Source organism: Streptomyces olivochromogenes, assembly GCF_021538895.1.
In the GTDB taxonomy this organism is placed as follows: domain Bacteria; phylum Actinomycetota; class Actinomycetes; order Streptomycetales; family Streptomycetaceae; genus Streptomyces; species Streptomyces olivochromogenes_A.
This window is the reverse complement of record NZ_JADDRL010000118.1, coordinates 1-22220: the sequence shown is the minus strand read 5'-3', so window position 1 is coordinate 22220 and position 22220 is coordinate 1. Positions and strand designations below refer to the sequence as shown.

22 protein-coding genes are annotated in these 22220 nt (G+C 71.8%); 9 read left to right on the top strand and 13 right to left on the bottom strand.

Features of this window, described 5'->3' with window-relative positions; translation table 11 throughout:
- The first annotated feature begins 59 nt into the window (after positions 1–59).
- From ectA to thpD, 4 genes are read left to right on the top strand one after another with little or no spacing between them, the layout of a single operon-like run.
- Positions 60–578 (top strand): diaminobutyrate acetyltransferase, encoded by a 519-nt coding sequence (gene ectA / locus IPZ69_RS38095; RefSeq protein ID WP_235459293.1) that lies wholly within the window; start codon positions 60–62, stop codon positions 576–578.
- A gap of 13 nt (positions 579–591) precedes the next feature.
- On the top strand, positions 592–1863 hold the full coding sequence (ectB, locus tag IPZ69_RS38090; protein WP_235459292.1) for a diaminobutyrate--2-oxoglutarate transaminase: 1272 nt from the start codon (positions 592–594) through the stop codon (positions 1861–1863).
- 20 nt (positions 1864–1883) lie between these two features.
- The gene (locus tag IPZ69_RS38085) at positions 1884–2288 is read left to right on the top strand and encodes an ectoine synthase (RefSeq protein ID WP_235459291.1); all 405 of its coding nucleotides are present in this window, start codon (positions 1884–1886) and stop codon (positions 2286–2288) included.
- Positions 2289–2293: 5 nt separating this feature from the next.
- Positions 2294–3178, top strand: coding sequence for an ectoine hydroxylase (gene thpD, locus IPZ69_RS38080; protein ID WP_235459290.1), 885 nt, complete (start codon positions 2294–2296; stop codon positions 3176–3178).
- Position 3179: 1 nt separating this feature from the next.
- Here the strand turns inward: thpD and IPZ69_RS38075 are convergent, their stop codons facing one another.
- The 7 genes from IPZ69_RS38075 to IPZ69_RS38045 form a co-directional block, all read right to left on the bottom strand.
- The gene (locus IPZ69_RS38075) at positions 3180–4211 is read right to left on the bottom strand and encodes a maleylpyruvate isomerase family mycothiol-dependent enzyme (RefSeq protein ID WP_235459289.1); all 1032 of its coding nucleotides are present in this window, start codon (positions 4209–4211) and stop codon (positions 3180–3182) included.
- 22 nt (positions 4212–4233) lie between these two features.
- A complete protein-coding gene (locus IPZ69_RS38070; protein WP_374295249.1) occupies positions 4234–4827 on the bottom strand; it encodes an RNA polymerase sigma factor in 594 nt (197 codons plus the stop codon).
- A gap of 56 nt (positions 4828–4883) precedes the next feature.
- Positions 4884–5945 carry an aminotransferase class V-fold PLP-dependent enzyme gene (locus IPZ69_RS38065; RefSeq protein ID WP_235459287.1) on the bottom strand — a complete coding sequence of 354 codons (1062 nt, stop codon included), beginning with the start codon at positions 5943–5945 and terminating at the stop codon, positions 4884–4886.
- Positions 5946–6042: 97 nt separating this feature from the next.
- Positions 6043–6777: a DsbA family oxidoreductase gene (locus IPZ69_RS38060; protein WP_235459286.1), complete on the bottom strand. Its 735-nt coding sequence runs from the start codon at positions 6775–6777 to the stop codon at positions 6043–6045.
- 75 nt (positions 6778–6852) lie between these two features.
- Positions 6853–7371, bottom strand: a complete 519-nt coding sequence (locus tag IPZ69_RS38055) for a GNAT family N-acetyltransferase (RefSeq protein WP_235459285.1) — start codon at positions 7369–7371, stop codon at positions 6853–6855.
- Positions 7372–7419: 48 nt separating this feature from the next.
- A complete protein-coding gene (locus IPZ69_RS38050) occupies positions 7420–8028 on the bottom strand; it encodes a DUF1349 domain-containing protein (protein WP_235459284.1) in 609 nt (202 codons plus the stop codon).
- A 44-nt stretch (positions 8029–8072) separates the two neighbouring features.
- Complete coding sequence (locus tag IPZ69_RS38045; RefSeq protein ID WP_308407583.1) at positions 8073–9602, bottom strand: aldehyde dehydrogenase (NADP(+)); 1530 nt, start codon at positions 9600–9602, stop codon at positions 8073–8075.
- Positions 9603–9757: 155 nt separating this feature from the next.
- Between IPZ69_RS38045 and IPZ69_RS38040 the strand changes: the two genes are divergently transcribed.
- The 5 genes from IPZ69_RS38040 (at position 9758) to IPZ69_RS38020 (ending at position 15118) form a co-directional block, all read left to right on the top strand.
- Positions 9758–10531 carry an IclR family transcriptional regulator gene (locus IPZ69_RS38040; RefSeq protein WP_235459283.1) on the top strand — a complete coding sequence of 258 codons (774 nt, stop codon included), beginning with the start codon at positions 9758–9760 and terminating at the stop codon, positions 10529–10531.
- Between the two features lie 117 nt (positions 10532–10648).
- The gene (locus tag IPZ69_RS38035; RefSeq protein WP_235459282.1) at positions 10649–11704 is read left to right on the top strand and encodes a hypothetical protein; all 1056 of its coding nucleotides are present in this window, start codon (positions 10649–10651) and stop codon (positions 11702–11704) included.
- Positions 11701–12951, top strand: a complete 1251-nt coding sequence (locus IPZ69_RS38030) for a sensor histidine kinase (RefSeq protein ID WP_235459281.1) — start codon at positions 11701–11703, stop codon at positions 12949–12951. Before IPZ69_RS38035 ends, IPZ69_RS38030 begins: the two co-directional genes overlap by 4 nt.
- On the top strand, positions 12948–13610 hold the full coding sequence (locus IPZ69_RS38025; RefSeq protein WP_235459280.1) for a response regulator transcription factor: 663 nt from the start codon (positions 12948–12950) through the stop codon (positions 13608–13610). Before IPZ69_RS38030 ends, IPZ69_RS38025 begins: the two co-directional genes overlap by 4 nt.
- A 53-nt stretch (positions 13611–13663) precedes the next feature.
- Positions 13664–15118: a peptidoglycan D,D-transpeptidase FtsI family protein gene (locus IPZ69_RS38020; protein ID WP_235459279.1), complete on the top strand. Its 1455-nt coding sequence runs from the start codon at positions 13664–13666 to the stop codon at positions 15116–15118.
- A gap of 61 nt (positions 15119–15179) precedes the next feature.
- Here the strand turns inward: IPZ69_RS38020 and IPZ69_RS38015 are convergent, their stop codons facing one another.
- The 6 genes from IPZ69_RS38015 to IPZ69_RS37990 form a co-directional block, all read right to left on the bottom strand.
- On the bottom strand, positions 15180–16631 hold the full coding sequence (locus IPZ69_RS38015; RefSeq protein ID WP_235459278.1) for an NCS2 family permease: 1452 nt from the start codon (positions 16629–16631) through the stop codon (positions 15180–15182).
- Between the two features lie 378 nt (positions 16632–17009).
- Positions 17010–17807: an HAD family acid phosphatase gene (locus tag IPZ69_RS38010; protein ID WP_235459277.1), complete on the bottom strand. Its 798-nt coding sequence runs from the start codon at positions 17805–17807 to the stop codon at positions 17010–17012.
- Between the two features lie 75 nt (positions 17808–17882).
- Positions 17883–19625 (bottom strand): L-arabinonate dehydratase, encoded by a 1743-nt coding sequence (araD, locus tag IPZ69_RS38005; protein WP_235459276.1) that lies wholly within the window; start codon positions 19623–19625, stop codon positions 17883–17885.
- A complete protein-coding gene (locus tag IPZ69_RS38000) occupies positions 19622–20533 on the bottom strand; it encodes a dihydrodipicolinate synthase family protein (protein WP_235459275.1) in 912 nt (303 codons plus the stop codon). Before IPZ69_RS38000 ends, araD begins: the two co-directional genes overlap by 4 nt.
- The gene (locus IPZ69_RS37995; RefSeq protein ID WP_235459274.1) at positions 20530–21222 is read right to left on the bottom strand and encodes a GntR family transcriptional regulator; all 693 of its coding nucleotides are present in this window, start codon (positions 21220–21222) and stop codon (positions 20530–20532) included. Before IPZ69_RS37995 ends, IPZ69_RS38000 begins: the two co-directional genes overlap by 4 nt.
- A gap of 120 nt (positions 21223–21342) precedes the next feature.
- A complete protein-coding gene (locus IPZ69_RS37990; protein WP_235459273.1) occupies positions 21343–22095 on the bottom strand; it encodes an MBL fold metallo-hydrolase in 753 nt (250 codons plus the stop codon).
- Positions 22096–22220: the final 125 nt, after the last annotated feature.

Below are 22220 nucleotides of genomic sequence, written 5' to 3'. Positions count from 1 at the left end.
TCGCGCGGCCGCACCCCCGTCCGTGCATTTTTGAATTTGCCTCGCTAAATTCAATCCGCATGACTGCCGCACAAGCAGACCTGCTCATCGACCGTCCGGACGTGACGGACGGGGCCGCGCTCTGGCGTATCGCCAGGGACTCCGGAAACCTCGACCTGAACTCCTCGTACAGCTATCTGCTGTGGTGCCGCGACTTCGCGGGCACCTCGGCGGTGGCGCGCGGGGCGGACGGGGAGCCCATCGGCTTCGTCACCGGGTACGTGCGCCCCGACCGCCCGCACACCCTGCTCGTCTGGCAGGTCGCGGTCGACGCGGCACACCGGGGACGCGGCATCGCCGCCGCGCTGCTCGACGGGCTCACGGCACGGATCGGCGCCGAGTGCGGCATCACCTCCGTCGAGACGACCATCACCCCGGACAACACCACCTCCGAGCGTCTCTTCACCTCGTACGCCGCCCGGCACGGCGCCTCCGTCACCCGCGAGGTGCTGTTCGACGCGGGCCTGTTCCCCGACGGCCCACACGAGCCCGAAGTCCTGTACCGGATAGGGCCGTTGACCCCCCACCCGTCGCACTGAGGAGCGATTCACCGTGACCATCACCCAGCCCGACCTCAGCGTCTTCGAGACCCTCGAGTCCGAGGTGCGCAGCTACTGCCGCGGCTGGCCCACCGTCTTCGACCGTGCGCAGGGCAGCCTGATGTACGACGAGGACGGCCACCGGTACCTCGACTTCTTCGCCGGAGCCGGCTCACTCAACTACGGGCACAACAACCCCGTGCTCAAACGGGCGTTGATCGACTACCTGATGCGCGACGGGGTCACCCACGGCCTCGACATGTCCACCACGGCCAAGCGGTCCTTCCTGCAGACCTTCCAGGACCTGGTGCTGCGGCCGCGCGACCTGCCGTACAAGGTCATGTTCCCGGGGCCGACCGGCACCAACGCCGTGGAGTCCGCGCTGAAGCTGGCGCGGAAGGTGAAGGGACGCGAGGCGATCGTGTCGTTCACCAACGCCTTCCACGGGATGTCCCTCGGCTCGCTGGCCGTGACCGGCAACGCCTTCAAGCGGGCCGGGGCCGGGATCCCGCTGGTGCACGGTACGCCCATGCCGTTCGACAACTACTTCGACGGCCAGGTCCCCGACTTCCTGTGGTTCGAGCGGCTCCTGGAGGACCAGGGGTCCGGGCTCAACAAGCCGGCCGCCGTGATCGTGGAGACCGTGCAGGGCGAGGGCGGCATCAACGTCGCGCGTCCCCAGTGGCTGCGGGCCCTGGCCGAACTGTGCGAGCGGCAGGACATGCTGCTGATCGTCGACGACATCCAGATGGGATGCGGACGCACCGGAGCCTTCTTCTCCTTCGAGGAGGCCGGGATCGTGCCCGACATCGTCACCGTGTCGAAGTCCATCAGCGGCTACGGACTGCCCATGTCGCTGTGCCTGTTCAAGCCCGAGCTGGACATCTGGGAGCCGGGCGAGCACAACGGCACCTTCCGCGGCAACAACCCGGCGTTCGTCACCGCCACCGCGGCCCTGGAGACGTACTGGACCGACGGCTCCGCCATGGAGAAGCAGACCCGGGCCCGCGGCGAGCAGATCGAGCAGTCGCTGATCGCCCTCACCGAGGAGAACCTCGCCGACGTGAAGGAGTACCGGGGCCGGGGGCTCGTGTGGGGCCTGGAGTTCCACGACAAGTCCCGGGCCGAGCGGGTCACGCGGCGCGCCTTCGAGCTCGGGCTGCTCATCGAGACGTCCGGCCCGGAGAGCGAGGTCGTCAAGCTGCTGCCCGCCCTCACCGTGACGCCCGACGAACTGGACGAGGGACTCAGCGTCCTCGCCCGCGCCGTTCGCGAAACCATCTAGCAAGGAGGCTGTGCACCACCGTGATCGTCCGTTCGTTCAAGGAGATCGAAGGCACCGACCGGCATGTGAGGGCGGCGTCCGGCACCTGGGAGAGCAAGCGCATCGTCCTCGCCAAGGAGCGGGTCGGCTTCTCGCTCCACGAGACCGTCCTGTACGCAGGGACAGAGACGTCGATGTGGTACGCCAACCACGTCGAGGCCGTCGTCTGCGTCGAGGGCGAGGCCGAGCTCACCGACCACGAGACCGGGAAGGCCTACTCGATCACTCCCGGGACCATGTACCTCCTCGACGGGCACGAGCGGCACACGCTGCGCGTCAAGGAGGACTTCCGCTGCGTCTGCGTGTTCAATCCGCCCGTTACCGGGCGGGAGGACCACGACGAGAACGGCGTGTATCCCCTGCTCACCGAGCCCGAGGAGGTGTGAGGACCATGACCGTCACCGATCGCTATCCCAGCCGCGGCGCCACCGAGGTGTCCGTCCCGCGCCAGGACCCGGTCGTCTGGGGCGCCCCCGACGCCCCCGGCCCGATCGCGACCACCGATCTGCAGGCGTACGAGCGCGACGGCTTCCTCGCCATCGACCAGCTGATCACCGACGACGAGGTCGCCGTCTACCGGCGGGAGCTGGAGCGGCTCGTCGACGACCCGGCGATCCGCGCCGACGAACGCTCCATCGTCGAACCGAAGTCGAAGGAGATCCGGTCCGTCTTCGAGGTGCACCGGATCAGCGAGCTGTTCGCGGATTTGGTGCGCGACGAGCGGGTCGTCGGGCGGGCCCGGCAGATCCTCGGCTCGGAGGTGTACGTCCACCAGTCCCGGATCAACGTCAAGCCCGGGTTCGGGGCCAGCGGCTTCTACTGGCACTCGGACTTCGAGACCTGGCACGCCGAGGACGGTCTGCCGGCCATGCGGACGGTGTCCGTGTCGATCGCGCTGACCGAGAACCTCGACACCAACGGCGGGCTCATGATCATGCCGGGCTCGCACCGCACGTTCCTGGGGTGCGCGGGAGCCACGCCCCAGGACAACTACAAGAAGTCGCTGCAGATGCAGGACGCGGGCACGCCCTCCGACGAGGCCCTGACGGCCATGGCGGGCGAGTACGGCATCCGGCTGTTCACCGGCCGGGCCGGGTCGGCGACCTGGTTCGACTGCAACTGCATGCACGGCTCCGGCGACAACATCACGCCGTTCCCGCGCAGCAACGTCTTCATCGTGTTCAACAGCGTGGAGAACGCCGCGGTCGAGCCGTTCGCGGCTCCGGTACGGCGGCCGGAGTTCATCGGGGCGCGGGACTTCACGCCGGTGCGGTGAGCTACAGCCAGGCCAGCGACGCGGCGCGCTGAAGTACGGCGCTCACCGCCGCCGTGTCGCCGGTCTCCCGGCGCGGCACCTCGCGGGGTGCCTGGCGTCCGCCGACGAGAAGACAGAAGTCGACCGGGTCCAGGGTGAGTTCGGCCCGTACCGGTTCGGACTCGGAGCCCAGCACCCAGGCGTCGCCGCCGGTCACCGTGAGGAGGACCGGCGGCGCGCTGGGTCCGAGGGCCGTGCCGAGGATGCGGACGGCCAGCCGGACCAGCTGCCGAAGGTGCTCCTCGGGCGGGGGCGGAACGTTCAGGCCGAGGGCGCGGCCGAGGTCGTCGGTGTGGATCCAGGTCTCGAAGGCGCGGACCAGGAAGTGGTCGGCGACCGGCAGGCGGACGCCGGTCAGCGTCACCGCTCGGCCGGCGCGTTCGGGATCGCGGGCCCGGTCGAGGGCCTCGGGCGTCGCGAGCAGTTCGCGGGCCTGCGCGGACCAGGCGGCGACGGTCTCCTCGGGGGTCCGGCCGTGCTCGTGGGCGATCACGTCGGCGGTCCGCCGCTCCCAGGCCCGGGCCCAGCCCAGTTTCTCGGTGCGTGACGGCGGCACCCGCGCGTCCAGGCCCAGCAGCAGGGCCAGGTGCTCGTCGGCGGCGAGGAGGTGGGCGACGGTGGCGTGCGCGTCCCAGTCGTGGACCACCGGAGTGCCCCAGCGTCCGTCGGCCTCGGGCAGCAGGGCGGTCAGACCGGAGACGGCGGCGGCGTAGGGCGCGGCGTGCGCGGCCACCCGGGGTGCGGCGGGGCGCCGGGTGAGCGCGGCGGACAGCACGTTCCTGCTGCCGGAGTCCCCGACCTCGCCGTCCGGCGCCGGTCCTTGCGATGCCGGTCCGTCCAGCAGCCGTACCGTCTCCCGCAGCCGCCGCGCCTGAGCCGCGCAGCTCGCGCACTCGGCCAGATGGAGCGGCACCGCCGCCCGCTCGGCCGGAGACAGGGCGTCGAAGGCCCAGGCCGCCAACAGCTCGCGTACGCCGTCGTGATCGGTGGTCACCGCGCGCCTCCTTCCCCAGCCATCATGCGCCCCTTTCCCACACGGGATCCGTCGGGTCGGCCAAAGTCTCGGCCAAGGTGCGCAGGGCGGTACGCAGCCGTGTCTTGGCCGTGCCCTCGGGAATGCCCAGCTCCACCGCCGCCTGCCGGTAGCTGCGGCCCGCGAAGTAGGCGAGGTGGACCACCTCCCGCTGCGGCTGTGGGAGTTCGGCGAGGGCGGAGTGCAGGAGCAGGGCGCGTTCGCGGTCGACGACCGTCTCGTCGGGGCCGGGACCGGGCTCGGGGATGGCGTGCAGCGCGGAGTCGTCGGCGCGCACGTCCTTGCGGTGCCGGGCCTCGCCGCGCACCCAGTCCACGGCCCGCCGGTGGGCCAGCAGGGACAGCCAGGTGCGCAGCGAGCCGCGGCGCGCGTCGAACGCGTACGGTCTGCTCCACAGCTGGGCGAAGACCTCCTGCGCCACGTCCTCGGCGGCGGCCGGACTGCGGGTGACCCGCGCCGCGACCCGCCGCACCAGTGCGCCGTACGCCGTGTACGCCTCGGCCAGCGCGGACTCGTCGCCGTACACCAGCCGCCCGTGCAGGTCGGCGTCCGCGGGTGCCCGCTCCTCGGAGTCCACCGGCACCACCCCCCGGGTGCCCTTCCTAGCGGTCCGCGGCGCGCCGCGCCAGAGGGTCAGGCGGACAGGACGTCCAGCAGGCGGTCGACGTCGGCGGGCGTGTTGAACAGGTGGAAGGAGGCGCGCAGGTTGCCCGAGCGGTTGGAGACCTCGACGCCGGCCCGGCCCAGCTCGGGCTGCCGGCCGCCGAGTCCGGGCACGGAGACGATCGCGGAGCCGGGTGCGGGCAGTGCCTCGTGGCCGAGGGTGGCGAGTCCGGCGCGGAAGCGTTCGGCGAGGGCCAGGTCGTGGGCGTGTACGGCGGCCACGCCGAGCTCCTCGATCAGGTCGAGGGAGCGGCGCAGGCCGGCGTAGGTGAACAGGGCGGGGGTGAGGTCGAACCGGCGGGCGGAGTGGGCGAGTTCGGCGACGGGGCCGTAGCAGCTGTCCCAGGGCTCCTCGCCCGCGACCCAGCCCGCCAGCACCGGGGTCAGCCCGCCGAAGTCCTCGGGGACCACGAGGAAGGCCGCCCCGTGCGGGCCGAGCAGCCACTTGAAGGAGACGGCGGCGCTGAAGTCGTAGGCGTCGGCGTCCATCGGCAGCCAGCCCGCGGCCTGGGAGAAGTCGACGTAGGTGCGGGCGCCGTGCGTCCGGGCGGCGTCGCGCAGGGCGGCCAGGTCGGCGATCCGCCCGTCGGCGGACTGCGCGGCGCCGACCGCGACGAGCGCGGTGCCGGGGCGGACGGACTCGGCGATCCGGTCCAGCGGGACCGTGCGGATCTTCAGGTCACCGCGCATGTGGAACGGGTTCAGTACGGAGGTGAAGTCGTCCTCGGCGGTGAGGACTTCGGCGCCCGCGGGCAGCGAGGCGGCGATCACGCCGGTGTGCGCGGCGACCGAGGCGCCCGCGGCCACCCGGGTGACCGGGACGCCGGCGAGCCGGGCGAACGCGGCCCGGCAGGCCTCCACGTCCTCGAACAGCGGGATGAGCGGCCGGCCCTCGGCCCGCAGCAGCGCCGCCTCGTGCAGGGCGGTGACGGTGCGGGCGGGCAGCAGGCCGTTGCTCGCGGTGTTCAGGTACGTGCCCTTGGGGGTGAACTCGGCGCGGACGAGGCTCTCGAACGTCTCCGTGGTCTCCATGGGTCCACTCTGCGGCCGAAAGAAGTCGTAGTCCATTGCGGATTATTACGTGGATCCGCTAAGCAGCGCTTATACGTCCGCTCCGAGCTGCGGTTTCTCAGTGCTGCGGGACCGCGCAGCCGTCCGGGCCGCACGCCGCCCCGTCCCCCAGGTCGCCCTGGTCGCCCTGGTCGAGGAGCCGCAGCGGGGAGCGCTCGCCCCACGCCTGGTCGAGTGCCCGGGTGAAGACCTCGGCGGGCTGGGCGCCGGAGACGCCGTACTTGCGGTCGAGGACGAAGAAGGGGACGCCGTTCGCGCCGAGCTCGGCGGCCTCGCGCTCGTCGGCGCGGACCTCGTCGGCGTACGCGGCCGGGTCGGCGAGCACCTCGCGGGCGGCGTCGGCGTCCAGGCCGGCCTCGACGGCCAGCTCCACCAGCCGCTCCGCGCCCTCGGTGAAGACGGAGCGCTCCTCGGCGAAGTTCGCCCGGTACAGGATCTGGATCAGCTCGTCCTGCCTGCCCCGCTCCTTGGCGAAGTGCAGCAGGCGGTGCATGTCGAAGGTGTTGCCGTGGTCGCGGTCGCGGGTGCGGTAGTCGAGGCCCTCGGCGGCGGCCTGCGCGCCCAGGTTGTCCTCGCCCGCCCGGGCCTGCGCCTCGCTCATGCCGTACTTCTTGGCGAGCATGGCCAGCACCGGCTGGACGTCGTTCTTCGCGCGGCCCGGGTCCAGCTCGAAGGAGCGGTGCACCACCTCTACCTCGTCGCGGTGCGGGAAGGCCGCGAGCGCCTTCTCGAAGCGGGCCTTGCCCACGTAGCACCAGGGGCAGGCGATGTCGCTCCAGATTTCGACGCGCATGTTCTCGGCTCTCTCCGGGTCGTACGGGCACGGAGGCTCTCTCCGCCCGGTACGTGAACGTTCAAGCAGCCGGTTTCATTCCCCGGGTGTCGCCCCGGGCACGGTCAGGCGCAGGAAGATGTGGTGGTCCCCTTCCGCGGGCGGGTTCTCCGGGTCCGGCACCCAGCCCCGGCGGGCGTAGAAGGCCTGGGCGCGCGCGTTGTCCACGTGCACGTCGAGCACCGCCGAGCGCCTGCCGTCCGCCTGCCAGGCCTCCACGCAAGCCGCGTGCAGGGACGTGCCGATGCCGGAGCGCCAGCGGTCGGGGGCGACGTGGAACTGGTACAGCTTGACCGTTTCCGCGGGGGCGCCGTCCGGGGTGCGGAAGGAGGCGACGGCGACGATGGCGCCGTGCTCGACGGCGCACAGCACCTGAGCGTTCGGCCGCTCGATGGAACTCCGCCAGGCGTCGGCCCAGTCCACGTCGCCCTGGGGGACGCCGTCCGGGTAGTACGTCGAGCGGGCCCGGTGGTGCAGCTCGGCGATGACCTCGGCCTCGACGGCCAGGGCGGTCCTGATCACCCGGGATTCACTGATCCGACGTTCACTGATCATGCTGCCGAAGACGACGGGGCGCCCCCTCCGGTTCCGCGGCCCGCCTCCTCAGCTTCCGTCGCGCAGGTCGTCCGGCCAGTCGGCCCTGAACTCGATGTGGTCGTAGGTGACCACGCAGCCCTCGCCCATCGGCGACTGGGTCATGAAGCCGACGAGTGCCGCGTCGGTCTCCTTCTCCTCGCCGAGGGTGAAGAGGCGGACGAACGTCCAGTGCGCGCCGTCGCGGGAGGCGTGGAAGGCGAAGGCGCGGCCCGTGCGGCTGATCCGCAGCCAGATGGAACTGCCCCGCACCGTGAAGGCGCCTGCGTCGTCGGAGTGTCCCCGGGTGACCACCGTGCAGACGGTGGGCTCGTCCGGGGAGTACTCCAGGCAGAGCTTGGCCCAGGCCCGGTCGCCGACGTGGACGTAGAGCGCCCCCGCGTCGAAGGCGCCCGCGAAGCCGACGGTGACCCGGGCGATCAGCTGGAAGTCGCCCTCGGGCGCCCCGAGCAGCCGGGGCGCGTCCGAGGCCGGGTCGAGCGCCTCACCGGTGGGCGGCACGAACCGGTCCTGCCGGGGGCCGGCCCAGCCGGTGAGGACACCGCCCTCGTAGGACCAGTTGCCGTCGGGGCCGTAGGTGCGCAGGGGGAAGGGGAGTTCGGGAAGTTCCACGTCCATCGGCCGAGTGTGTCAGCTTCCCCTGCGGTTACGGGCCCGTTTGTTCAGCGTTCGAGAAGGCCGTCGAAGCGGCGGGGCAGCCCGAGCGGGTTGTCGTCGCGCAGTTCCTTCGGCAGCAGTGCCTCGGGGGCGTTCTGGTAGACGACGGGCCGCAGCCAGCGCTCGACGGCCGTACCGCCCACGGACGTCGAGGTGGAGGTCGTCGCGGGGTAGGGGCCGCCGTGGTGCTGGGCGGGAGCGACCGCCACGCCGGTCGGCCAGCTGTCGACGAGCACGCGCCCGGCGAGCGGGGTGAGCTCCGCGAGGATCTCCGCGCCCCGCCCCTCCCCCGCGGACTCCTCCGCCGACAGATGGACGGTCGCGGTGAGGTTGCCGGGCAGCCGGGACAGGACGGCGGTCGCCTCGCCCTCGTCCGCGTAGCGCGCGACGACCGTCACCGGCCCGAAGCACTCCTCCAGGAGCAGGTCGTACGCCCCTTCCTCCGCGAGCCGGCCGGCCGACACCGTGAGGAAGCCCGCGCTCACCGTGTGCTCGCCGCCCGCGCCGGGCGTCACCGGGGACTCGACGCCGTCCAGTGCGGCACGCTCGGCGACCCCGGCGACGAAGTTGTCCCGCATCCGGTGGTCCAGCAGGACGCCCGCCTCGGTGTTGCTGACGGCGTCGGTGAGGGTCTTCACCATTCGGTCGCCCGCCGCGCCGGCCGGGGCGAGCACCAGGCCGGGCTTCACGCAGAACTGGCCGACGCCCAGGGTCATCGAGCCCGCCAGCCCGGTGCCGATGGCCTCCGCGCGCTCGGCGGCCGCGGCCTCGGTGACGAGGACGGGGTTCAGGGAGCCCAGTTCGCCGTGGAAGGGGATCGGGACGGGTCGGGCGGCCGCGGCGTCGAAGAGGGCACGGCCGCCCCGTACGGAACCGGTGAAGCCGGCCGCCGCGACCTGCGGGTGCCGGATGAGCTCGATGCCCGCCTCGAAGCCGTGCACCAGGCCGACGACGCCCGCGGGGATGCCGTGCTCGGCCGCGGCCCGGCGCAGCACCTTGGCGACCAGCTCGGACAGGGCCGGGTGGTCGGGGTGGGCCTTGACGACCACCGGGCAGCCCGCGCCCAGCGCGCTCGCGGTGTCGCCGCCGGCGACGGAGAAGGCGAAGGGGAAGTTCGAGGCCGCGTAGACGGCGACCACGCCCAGCGGGACCTTGTACCGGCGCAGGTCCGGGATCGGCGGGGTCGCGGTGGCGTCGGGGTGGTTGATGATGACGTCGAGGAAGGCGCCCTCGTCGACGAGGTCCGCGAAGGCGCGCAACTGGTAGGTGGTGCGGGCGAGTTCGCCGGTGAGCCGGACCGGGCCGAGGGCGGTCTCGGCGTCGGCGGCCTCGACCAGCTGGTCCTTGGCCGCGTCCAGGCCCGCGGCGGCGGAGCGCAGGAAGGCCGAGCGGACCGCGCGGTCGGCGAGCGAGGCGCGTGCCGCGTGGGCGGCCCGGACGGCGGTGTCCACCTCCTCGACGGTGGCCTCCACAGCAACCTGTTCACGCTGCTTCCCGGTACGCGGGTCGACACTCCAGACTGGTGCTGCTGCCACGCGGGTCCCTCCACCTGTATCGCATCGCCGCTGCAATGCCGCAGTATCTAGGTCATCCACCAGCAGCGTTCGATATACTGAACGCTGTCTCTGATGATGAATACGCTGTCGGAGACTATATCTCCAGGTTCTCGTCCAACGAAGGGGTCAGGGCGATGTCGGCAGGCGAGACAGGCGGCGGGGCACAGGTCAAGTCCGCGGTGCGGACCGTTGAATTGCTCGAATACTTCGCGGGCCGGCCCGGCATGCACTCGCTGGCGGCGGTCCAGGAGGCGGTCGGCTATCCCAAGTCCAGCCTCTACATGCTGCTGCGCACGCTGGTGGAGCTCGGCTGGGTCGAGACGGACGCGACGGGCACGCGGTACGGCATCGGGGTGCGGGCGCTGCTGGTCGGCACCTCCTACATCGACGGCGACGAGGTCGTCGCGGCCGCCCGCCCGACGCTGGACCGGCTCTCCGACGACACCACGGAGACCATCCACCTGGCCCGTCTGGACGGCACGAACGTCGTCTACCTGGCCACCCGCCAGTCGCAGCACTACCTCCGCCCCTTCACCCGGGTCGGCCGCCGGCTGCCCGCCCACTCCACCTCCCTCGGCAAGGCGCTGCTCGCCACCCACACCGACGAGCAGGTCCGCAAGCTCCTGCCTCAGACGCTGCCCGCCCTCACCGAGCACACCATCACCGACCGGGAGCAGCTCATCGAGGAGCTCCACCAGGTCCGCGAGCAGGGCATCGCCGTGGACCGCGAGGAGAACACGCTCGGCCTGCGCTGCTTCGGCGTCGCCATCCCGTACCGCACCCCGGCGCGCGACGCGATCAGCTGCTCGGTCCCGGTGGCCCGGCTGACCCCCGCCCACGAGCAGCTGATCAAGGACGCGCTGTTCGACGCGCGGGACCGGCTGACGCTGGCGACCCGGCGGCTCTGACCCCGCAGGCCGCGCTCGGCCCCGCGCCGCGGGGGTGAGGCCCCTCCCCCGCGCGGCGGAGGCGGATCGTCGTGGCGCAGGAGGTGGCGGTGGCGGTCCGCGCGGGAGCGTGGACGCATGACGCGGTCGCTCTCACCCAAGCCCCTGGCCTCCCTCCCGCGGGACGGCGCCTTCGCCGCCCCCGCCCGCGAGGTCCTCGAACCACGCAGCCGGCTGCTGCGGTTCGTCGCCATCGGCTCCTGTCTGCCCTACCTCGGGCTCAAGATCGCCTGGATCGCCGGCAGCCGGATCGGGATACCGGACGGCAGCTTCCTGCTGAAGCACCGGACCGAGATGGTCGTGACCAACGGCCTCACCGTGCTGATGGACGGGGCCGTGATCGTCCTCGCGCTGGTGCTGACCCGGCCGTGGGGCCGCCGGGTGCCCGCGTGGCTCCTGGCCTTCCCGGTGTGGGTCGCCACCGGGCTGCTCGCGCCCATCATGGCCGGGTTCCCGCTCCAGCTCCTCATCAGGGCGCTGGGCGGCAGCGGCGGCAGGTCGGGCGGCGACGGCGGGCACGAGAAGTTCCTCGACGCCTGGGTGTTCGGGGTGGTGTACACCGGATTCATCGTCCAGGGGCTGGCGCTCGGCGCGCTCTTCGTGCTGTACGCCCGGGACCGGTGGAGCCATCTGTGGCAGGGCCGGGTGCGGGAGTTGCCGGCCGGCACCATCGGCGCGGCGCAGCGGGCGTGCGCCGTGGCCGCCGCCGTCATCGCGCTGTTCCCGATCGTCGCCCACCTCTTCTGGGCCTTCGGCGGTACCTCCGGGCTCAGCGCGAAGCGCGTCGCGGACCGCGGCGGCGACTTCTACGCCCTTGAGGCACTGGACGTCGTCTTCCTCCTCGCCGCCGTCGGCGGCGCCTGCCTGCTCGCCTTCCGGCGCAGCGGCACCCTGCCGGTCAAACTGCCGCTCGCCCTGGTCTGGGTCGGCTCGGGTGCCCAGGCCTGCTGGAGCGCCTGGCTGTCGCTGGCCACGCTGACCCAGACCGACGATCTCGGCGACCGTACGACACAGCTGATGAACCTCACCTACGCTGGCCAGATGATCACCGGCATGCTCGTGGCGGCCCTCGGCGTCCACTTCCTCGCCGAGCGGTCGGCGTCCGCGAGGACCGCGAAGCAGCCGTCCACGTGAGGACGTTCGTCCGGCCGCTGGTCGGCCGCACCGCGCGCCGCCGCTGGATCCATCTGATCCTGGGCGGCGCGCTCGCCATGCCGTACGTGTTCGTCGGCGAGGTGATCGTCGGGCCCATCCTCGGCTCGGACCGCTTCTGGGGCGACTTGCCCGTCCAACTCGGCTCCTTCGCCGTGGGGTTGCCGATCGCCGCGGTCACCTCCCTGTTCCCGCTGACCCGCCCCCTGGAGACGGGAGCCGCCCGCGCCCTGTGCGGCGTGCCCCCGGACGCGCTGGCCCACGGCCCCGCCCGGACCCGGGCCGCGCGCGGGCGGACGGCGGCCTGGTTCACGCTGCACCTGGGATTCGGCGGGATCATCTCGGGGATGTCCCTGGCCGTGCCGCCGTTCGCGGTGGTGCTGATCGTGCTGCCGCTCTTCTCGTGGCTGCGCGACACACGGCTCGCACTGCCCGCGGTCTTCGACCACACCTGGGTGCTGGCACTCGCGCCGGTCGCCGGGGGCGCCGTCCTGCTCGCGCTCGCCGGGTGCGCGGCGGGGGCCGGCGCGTTGCTCGCCCGCTGGGCGCCCGCGCTGCTCGGACCCACCCCGGAGGACCGGCTGGCGGCGGCCGAGGCGCGCGCGGCCGACCTCGCCGTACGCAACCGGCTCGCCCGCGAGTTGCACGACTCCGTCGGACACGCGCTGAGCGCCGTGACCCTCCAGGCGAGCGCGGCGCGCCGGGTCCTGGACACCGACCCGGAGTTCGTCCGCGAGGCCCTCGCGGCGATCGAGGACACCACCCGGCGCACGGTCGGCGAACTCGACGCGGTGCTCGGTGTGCTGCGGGACGGCGACGCCCCCGGCACCGCACCCGCGCCGACGCTCGCGGCCGACCTCGACGGGCTGCTGCGGCGCACCCGGGCGGGCGGGCAGTGCGTCACGGCGACCGTCACCGCCGATCCGGCCGCGCTGCCGGGGCCGCTGAACCGCGAGGCCTACCGCATCGTGCAGGAGGGACTGAGCAACGTGCTCAAGCACGCGGGCGGACGGGTCGAGGCCGCCTTACGGATAGAGGTCGCCGACGAGCAGCTGGCGATCACCGTCGAGAATCCGCTGGGCGCCCCCCGCCCCTCCCGCCCCGGCGGCGGCCACGGCCTGCGCGGCATCGCGGACCGGGTGCGCCTGCTGGGCGGCACGGTCACCGCGGGCCCGGCCGGGCAGACGTGGCGGCTGCACGTACGACTGCCGATGAAGGGAGCCGCATGACCCGCCGCACGACGATCCGGGTCGTCCTCGCCGACGACGAGCGCATGGTCCGCACCGCCCTGCGCGCCATCCTCTCCGCCGAGCCGGACCTGGAGGTCGTCGGCGAGGCGGCGACCGGGGCCGAGGCCGTGTCGGTCGCACGGGAGCTGCGGCCCGACGTGGTCCTGATGGATGTGCGCATGCCGGAGGTCGACGGCATCCGGGCCACCGAACAGATCCTGGCGACGCTCGCCGCACCGCCCCGCGTCGTCGTCGTGACCACCTTCGAGAACGACTCCTACGTGTACGACGCCCTGCGCGCCGGGGCCTGTGGCTTCCTGCTCAAGCGGGCCGACGCCGACGCGCTCGTACAGGCGGTACGGCTGGTGGCGCGCACCGACAGCCTGCTGTTCCCGTCGGCCGTGCGGGCGCTGGCCGCCGCACACGCCCGCGCGGAACCCGCGCCTCCCGCCTGGGTGGCGCGGCTCACGGGCCGGGAGAGCGAGGTGCTGCGGCACCTGGCGGCCGGGCTCACCAACGCCGAGATCGCCCGGCTCATGGAGGTCGGCCCCGCGACCGTGAAGACGCACGTCGCGGCGGTCCTCGCCAAGACCGGCACCCGGGACCGCACCCAGGCGGTGATCGCCGCGTACGAGGCGGGCTTCATGAACGCGCGATGAGAAAAACGGACGTACGGGAACGAGTCCCCCCTCCCGGTCGTCTTCTGTCTGGGATGAACAAGACGATCAGGCGGGCGTCCGTCTTCACGCTGCTGCTCGTGCTCGCGCTGGTGGTCAGGGCGACATGGGTGCAGTTCTACGACGGCAAGGCCCTCGCGGACGACAAGAACAACCGGCGCAACGCGATCAAGACGTACGCGGACCCGCTCGGGAACATCATCGTGGCCGGCGACTCCATCACCGGCTCGACCCGCACCAAGGGCGGTGACCTCGCGTACAAGCGGACGTACAAGAACGGCGAGTTGTACGCCGCGGTGACGGGCTACGCCTCGCAGGCCTACGCGCCGACCCAGCTGGAGGGCATCTACCAGGACCTGCTCAACGGCACGGACACCCGGCTCAAGACCGTCATGGACACCCTCACCGCCAAGCGTGCAGAGCCGGGCGACGTGGTCACGACCATCGACCCGGACGTGCAGAAGGCGGCGTACCGGGCGCTGGGCAGCACGAAGGGCGGGGCCGTCGCGATCGACCCGCGGACCGGGAAGATCCTCGCGGCGGTGTCGACCCCGTCGTACGACCCGGCCGCCCTCACCGACGCCAACACCGCCGGGAAGGCCTGGAAGAGCCTCAACGCCGACAAGGACAAGCCGCTGACCAACCGCGCGCTGCGCCAGCCGCTGCCGCCGGGCTCGACGTTCAAGCTGGTCGTGGCGGCGGCCGCGCTGGAGGAGGGGCTGTACAAGAACGTGGACGAGCCCACCGACAGCCCCGACCCGTACACCCTGCCCGGCACCACCCGGGTCCTCGCCAACGAGAACAAGTCGGCGCCCTGTAAGAACGCTCCGCTCCGGGACGCCCTGCGGTACTCCTGCAACAACGTCTTCGGCAAGCTGGCCGTCGACCTGGGCCAGGACAAGGTGAGGGCGATGGCCGAGAAGTTCGGCTTCAACGACGACGAACGGGACGTCCCGGTCCGGGCCTACGCCAGCGTCTACCCGTCGAAGATGGACAAGTCGCAGACGGCCCTGTCCGGCATCGGCCAGTTCGACGTCACGGCGACCCCCCTGCAGATGGCCATGGTGTCGGCGGCCATAGCCAACGGCGGCAAGCTGGTCTCGCCGCACATGGTGTCGCGGATCACCGACAGCGGCGGCGATGTGCTGAAGAACTACGACGACGACGCGGACAGCGAGGAGATCGTGAGCTCCTCCACCGCCGAACAGTTGCGGTCGGCGATGGAGACGGTCGTCAAGGACGGCACGGGCACGAACGCGTTGATCGACGGTGCGACCGTGGGCGGCAAGACGGGCACGGCCCAGCACGGCGAGAACAACAGCAAGACCCCGTACGCCTGGTTCACCTCCTACGGAAAGTCCGACAGCAACGGCAAGGAGGTCGCCGTGGCGGTCATGGTGGAACAGTCGGACGCGGCACGCTCGGAGGTCAGCGGCAACGGCCTCGCGGCTCCCGTGGCCAAGGCGATGATGCGGGCGGCGTTGAAGTAGCGCCCCGAAGCGGCGCGGCCGGCCACGGCGAACCCGCGCCGGCCGCGCGGCGTCACGTCCCTCACTTCACGCCCAGCACCTGCTCCACGGGATCGATCGCGAAGTACACCAGGAACAGTGCCGAGACGGCCCACAACAGCCAGTTGACCTCCTTGGCCTTCCCCAGCACCGCCTTGATGAGCACGTAGGCCACGAAGCCCGCACCGATGCCGTCGGTGATCGAGTAGGTGAACGGCATCGCGGCGATGGTCAGGAACGCCGGGATCGCGATCTCGTACTTGTCCCAGTCGATGTGCTTGACGTGGGTCATCATCAAGAACCCCACGGCGATCAGCGCGGGCGCCGCCGCCTGCAGCGGCACGATGGTCAGCAGCGGCGTGAGGAAGAGCGCGAGACCGAAGAGCCCGCCGGTGATCAGGTTGGCGAATCCGGTGCGGGCGCCCTCGCCGACCCCGGCCGCGGACTCGATGTACGCGGTGTTGGAGGAGGCCGAGCCGACACCGCCGGCCACGGCCGCGGCGCCGTCGATGAACAGGACGCGGCCGATGCCCGGCACCTGCCCCTTCTCGTCGAGCAGCCCGGCCTCCGCGCTGATGCCGACGATCGTGCCCATGGCGTCGAAGAAGTCCGACAGGATGAGGGTGAAGACCAGCAGGACGGCGGTGAGGAACCCGGCCTCGGCGAAGCCGCCGAACAGGCTGAAGTGACCGACGAGTCCGAAGTCCGGGGTGTCGACGATCTTGTCGGGCACCTTCGGGGTGGTCAGGCCCCAGCTCTTGATGTCGGCGACGGCGTTGATGACGATCGCGACGACGGTCATGGTCACGATGCTGATGAGGATCGCGCCCTTCACCTTCCGCGCGACCAGCGCGATGGTCAGCAGCACACCGAGACAGAAGACGAGGACGGGCCAGCCGGTGAGCCGGCCGACGGCGCCCAACTGCACCGGCACGGTGGTGTGCGCGGCGTCCGGGATACGGCTGACGAACCCGGCGTCGACGAATCCGATGAACGCGATGAACAGGCCGATGCCGACGCCGATGGCCTGCTTGAGCTGCTGCGGGATCGCGTTCATGATCGCTTCCCGCAGCCCGGTGAGGACCAGGACGCAGATCAGAGCGCCTTCGAGGACGACGAGGCCCATCGCGTCGGCCCAGCTCATCAGCGGGGCGAGCTGGAAGGCGACGACGGCGTTGAGGCCGAGCCCGGCGGCGATGGCGAGCGGGAGGTTGCCGCCGACGCCCATGATGATCGTCATCACACAGGCCACCAGGGCGGTGGCGGTGACCAGTTGGCCGGTGTCGAGGGAGTGGCCGAACTTGTCCTTGGCGCTGCCCAGGATGATCGGATTCAGGACAAGGATGTAGGCCATGGTGAAGAACGTGGCGAAGCCGCCGCGTATCTCCCGGCCGAAACTGGATCCCCGTTCGGAGACCTTGAAGTACCGGTCTACGGCGCCTGCCTGGGGTGGCGCGGCACTTGGCCGGTCGTCCACCTTCTGCGTCTCGGACATGGTCGTCCTCCTCGTCGCCTGAGTGTTCGGGTGCGGATGCTGGCTGGATTGTTCCCCCGTTGAACCGGTTTCAGGTTTTCTCCGTGTTACGGAATCGGGTTCGGCTTCCCCTACGTCGTCCGGATCCCCGCACAGCTCACCCCGGTGAAGCGACTCGAACACCCGCACCACGGATTCGCCCCGGGGACACAACCTCACCTCCCCTTTCAGCGTCTCTTCCAGTAGCCCGATCTACCGGCCTGAGCCCCCCTCGGCCGGTATCGCCGGCCTGAGCCCCCCTCAGCCGGCAGCGCCGGTCAGAGCCCCCCTCGACCGGCGAGCAAACGCCCCCACCGGTGACCACCGGTGGGGGCGTTCCTCGTCATCGACGCGTGAGGGTCAGCTCACGAAGTACGTCGGGTTCGGCAGCTTGTAGGTCCGGTCGGCGTAGCCGCCGTCCAGGTCCGAGTACTGGTCGCCGAAGTTGGCGATGATCTCGTACCCGAGGTCGTCCTCGATGTGCTCGCGCGTGCCGCCCTTGTACTGCACGGTCGTGCAGTTCCAGGTGCCCGGGGTGGCGCAGTCGCCCAGGTAGGACGGCGGGTTGGCCGCGTCCTTGAGGAACATGTGGTCGGCGTCGAGGTTCACATCGACACCGATCTTCTTCAGGTTCTCGACCGCGGCGGAGCGCTGGGACTCCTTCAGGCCGGAGTTGTAGAAGACCTCGACGCCCTTGGACTCGGCGTACCGGACCAGCTCCGGGCTGCCGAAGACGGCCGGACGGTCGGCCTTGGCCACGTACTCGGCCCAGGTCGTGCCGTTGTACGTGTAGTTGGTCTTCTTCTCGTAGTCGAGGCTGAGCAGCAGCGTGTCGTCGATGTCGAAGACGACCGCGGGCTTCTCGCCCCGGTGCAGCGCCTTGCGGGCCGCGCGGTTGATGTAGCGCTTGGCGTCGGCGTCGAGGCGCGCGAGGTCCTTGGCGTACGGGCTGTCCGGGGACGCCTGGTACACGCCGTTGCTGTCGGCGGTGGTGCCGTAGTACGTGTCGATGTCCTTCACCAACTGCCCGATGTTGTAGGGCTCGTGGGTGGAGTTCGCCGTCCGCTGGTCGGCGGTTGCCGCGCCGGCGCCGTACAGGGCCCCTCCGGCGAGGACACAGGCGGCGGTGGCCGCCGCGATGCGAAGTGATTTATGCATGACAGGTTTTCTACGCGCGTCACCCGGGGTAGCGCGAGACCTTTTGCATGATCGATATCGAGTCGAGCCGAGTGTTCAGCCGGCGTACGGGTCCGGCACCTTGCCCGGTCGTGCCAGGAACTCGAAGTCGCAGCCGGTGTCGGCCTGGGTGATCTGCTCGGTGTAGAGCGCGCCGTAACCGCGTTCGTAACGGGCCGGCGGCGGCGTCCACTCGGCCCGCCTGCGCGCCAGCTCCGTGTCGTCCACGTCGAGTCGCAGCGTGCGCGCCTGGACGTCCAGGGTGATGGAGTCCCCGGTGCGCACCAGCGCCAGCGGTCCCCCGACGTGCGACTCGGGCGCCACGTGCAGCACGCAGGCGCCGTAACTCGTGCCGCTCATCCGGGCGTCGGAGATCCGCACCATGTCCCGCACGCCCTGCCTGAGCAGGTGGTCCGGGATGGGGAGCATGCCGTACTCGGGCATGCCCGGGCCGCCCTGGGGACCGGCGCCCCGCAGGACCAGCACGCTCTCGGCGGTGATGTTCAACCCCGGGTCGTCGATGGTGCGTTGCATGGTCCTGTAGTCGTCGAAGACGACCGCCGGACCGGTGTGCCGCAGCAGGTGCGGCTCGGCGGCGATGTGCTTGATGACCGCGCCGTCCGGGCACAGGTTGCCGCGCAGGACGGCGACCCCGCCCTCGCTCGCGACCGGCTTGTCGCGGGGCCGGATGACGTCGTCGTGGTGCACCCGGGCGCCGGCGAGCTGCTCGCGCAGGGTGTCGTACGAGACCGTCGGCCGGTCCAGGTGGAGCAGGTCGGTGATGCGGGAGAGGAACCCGGGCAGTCCGCCCGCGAAGTGGAAGTCCTCCATCAGGTACGTCCGTCCGCCGGGGCGTACGTTGGCGAGGACCGGGACCGTGCGGGCGACGCGGTCGAAGTCGTCGAGGGTGAGCCGCACCCCCGCGCGGCCCGCCATGGCGATCAGATGGATGACGGCGTTGGTCGAGCCGCCGAGCCCGAGGACCGTGGTGACCGCGTCCTCGAAGGCCTCGCGGGTGAGGATCTCGGACAGCCTGCGGTCCCGGTGGACCAGTTCGACGACGCGCAGGCCCGACGCGGCGGCCATCCGCTCGTGCCCGGAGTCCACGGCCGGGATGCTGGAGGCACCCGGGACGGTCACACCGAGCGCCTCGGCGGCGGCGGTGAGCGTGGAGGCCGTACCCATGGTCATGCAGTGGCCGGGCGAGCGGGCCAGGCCGCTCTCCAGCTCGGCCAGCTCGCAGTCGCCGATGAGGCCGGCGCGCCTGTCGTCCCAGTACTTCCACATGTCGGTGCCGGAGCCCAGCACCTCGCCCCGCCAGTGGCCCGGCAGCATCGGCCCGGCGGGCACGAAGACCGTGGGCAGGTCGACGCTCGCGGCCCCCATGAGCAGGGCGGGCGTGGACTTGTCGCAACCGCCGAGCAGGACGGCGCCGTCGACCGGGTAGGACCGCAGCAGCTCCTCGGTCTCCATCGAGAGCAGGTTGCGGTAGAGCATCGGGGTCGGCTTCTGGAAGGTCTCGCTGAGCGTGGCGACCGGGAATTCGAGCGGGAAGCCGCCGGCCTGCCACACCCCGCGTTTGACGGCCTGGGCCCGGTCCCTCAGGTGCACGTGGCAGGGGCTGATGTCCGACCAGGTGTTCAGGATCGCGATGACCGGCTTGCCCAGGTGTTCCTCGGGCAGATAGCCGAGCTGGCGGGTGCGGGCGCGGTGGCTGAAGGAACGCAGTCCGTCGGTGCCGTACCACTGGTGGCTTCTGAGCTCCGCCCCTTGCTTCCTGGCCTTCCTGTCGGTCGTCATGTCGGCCATCCCGCGACGATGGCGGCGACCTCCGCACGTGCGTCCTCGGGCAGTTGCCCGCTGGGCGGGCGGACCTCGCGGCGGCACAGGCCGAGGGCGGCGAGGGCCTCCTTGACGACGGTGACGTTGTCGGCGGAGCCGTTCGCGGCGCGCAGTTCCTCGAAGCGGCGGATCCGCTCCCAGATCCTCATGGCGGCGGGGTGGTCGCCGGATCGAAGCGCTTCGATCATGTTCAGCGAAACCGCGGGGGCGACGTTCACGAGCCCGGAGGTGAAGCCGGTGGCCCCCGCCGAGAAGTACGAGGGGGCGTACGGCTCGGCGAGCCCGGCGACCCACACGAAGCGGTCGAGACCCGCGTCCCGGGAGAAGGCGGCGAAGCGGGCGGCGTCCGGGACCGCGTACTTGACGCCGATGACGTTCGGACAGGCGTCGGCGAGCTCGGCGAGGCGGGCGCCGGGCAGCTGGGCGTTGCGGATGTACGGGACGACGCCCAGTTCGGGGACGGCCGCGGCGATCGCGCGGTGGTAGTCGACCCAGCCGCTCTGCGCGACGTACGGATGGACGGGCTGGTGGACCATCACCAGCTGCGCGCCGAGCTCGCGGGCGTGGCGGGCGGAGGCTACGGCGGTGGGGACGTCGTGGCCGACGCCCACGAGGACGGTGCCCCGGTCCCCCGCCTCGTCGACGGTCAGCTCGGTGACGAGGCGGCGTTCCTCGGGGGTGAGGGCGTAGAACTCGCCGGTGTTGCCGTTGGGGGTGAGGGTGGTGACGCCGCTGTCGAGGAGCCTGCGCAGCAGGGCCCGGTGGACGTCCCGGTCGACGGTGCCGTCCGCGGCGAACGGGGTCACCGGGATCGCCACCACCTCAGCCAGGGCCGCCCGCTGGGTCTCGAACGCCACGCCGCTCACCTATGACCCTCCTCTGTTCGGGACTCGTCGGCGGCCCGCGGGAACGCCCGCCGGACGAACGACGCGATGTGGGCGTGCAGCGCGTCCGCCGCGCCGTCCGCGTCGCCCTCCAGGGCGAGCCGCAGGATCTCCCGGTGCTCGTCGGCCTCCCGCTCCCAGGACGGTTCGGCGGCCCAGGCGACGGCGGAGACGAGGGCGGCCTGGTCACGGACCTCGTCGAGCATCCGGCCGAGCAGCGGGTTGCCGCACGGGAGGTAGAGGGCGCGGTGGAACTCCCGGTTGGCCAGGGAGCGTTCGGCGGTGTCGGTGGCCGCGTCGGCCCGGGTCAGCGCGTCGAGGGCGGCGTCCAGGGAGGCTCCGCGGCGCACGGCGCGCCGGAGCGCCTCGGGTTCGAGGAGCAGCCGGACGTCGTAGACCTCGCGTGCCATGTCCGCGTCCACCCTGCGCACGGTGACGCCCTTGTACTGGCTCATCACGACCAGTCCGGTCCCGGCCAGGGTCTTGAGTGCCTCGCGCACCGGGGTCTTGGAGACCCCGAACTGTGCGGCGAGCTCGGTCTCGACCAGGGCCTGACCCGGGGGCAGCTGTCCGGTGAGGATGCGGTGCTTGATCGCGTCCAGCACGAACTGCGTCCGGGACGGGATCGGGATCGGTGTCGGTGTTGGAGTCGGTGTCGGCACAGAGGTCATGCGCGCCTCACGTATCGCGTCTCATATATGACGTATGAAGTACGACGCGTTGAAGGTAGGAGCGGCCCCGTATTTCGTCAATGCTTCTGACAAAGGCCGCCCGAGGAGGTGCGGCCGGGATCAGATGATCCTGGTGTCGCCCTCCCGAGCGGTGTCGGTGGGCCGGCCGAAGGCCACCGCGGCCCGGGCGGTCGCCGTCTCCGGAGCCAGCGTGGGGCCGACGTGGGTGACGAGCAGTTCCCGTACGTGCGCCTCGCGGGCGATGCGGCCCGCGTCCTCCGGGGTGAGATGGACCTGTTCGCCCTGGCGATGCTCGTCGATGTCCGCCTCGCACAGGAACACGTCGGCGGTGGCGGCGAGCTCGACGAGCGCGGCGCACGGACCGCTGTCCCCGGAGTACGCCAGGACGCTCCCCTGGGACTCTGCGCGCAGGCCGTACGCCTCGATGCCGTGGCGGACGGCGCGCGTGGTGAGGCGGAGGTTCCAGTGCTGGACGGTGTGGCCGTCGAACAAGGGGCGGAAGTCGAGGATGCCACTCAGGAAGTCCAGGTCCGGTTTGCCGAAGAAGCCCGCGAGCCGCCGCGCGCACTCCTGCGGGGCGTAGACGGGGATCGGTGCGGCCGGGGTGAGCCCGCCGAACGCGAAGGCGTAGGCGGCGGCGAGCAGGTCGGCGCTGTGGTCGGCGTGCAGGTGCGAGATCCAGATCGCCGTGAGCCGCGCGGGATCCGTGTACCGCTGCAGCTCGGCGAACGTGCCGGGCCCGGCGTCCACCCACACCTCCGCGCCGCCGCCACGCAGCAGGTACCCGGAGCAGGGGCGACCGGGCCGGGGGTGCGGGGAGGCGGTGCCGAGGACGGTGAGCGTGAGGTGCATGCGGGGAGCGTAATGTCGCCACGCACTTGATCACGCCGGAACCCGAACCGCCGGGCCGGCCGGGCGGCGGGGAGCGCGCCGGCGCGGGCCGGACGCGGCGGTGCGGGTGGCCGCCGGGCCCGGTC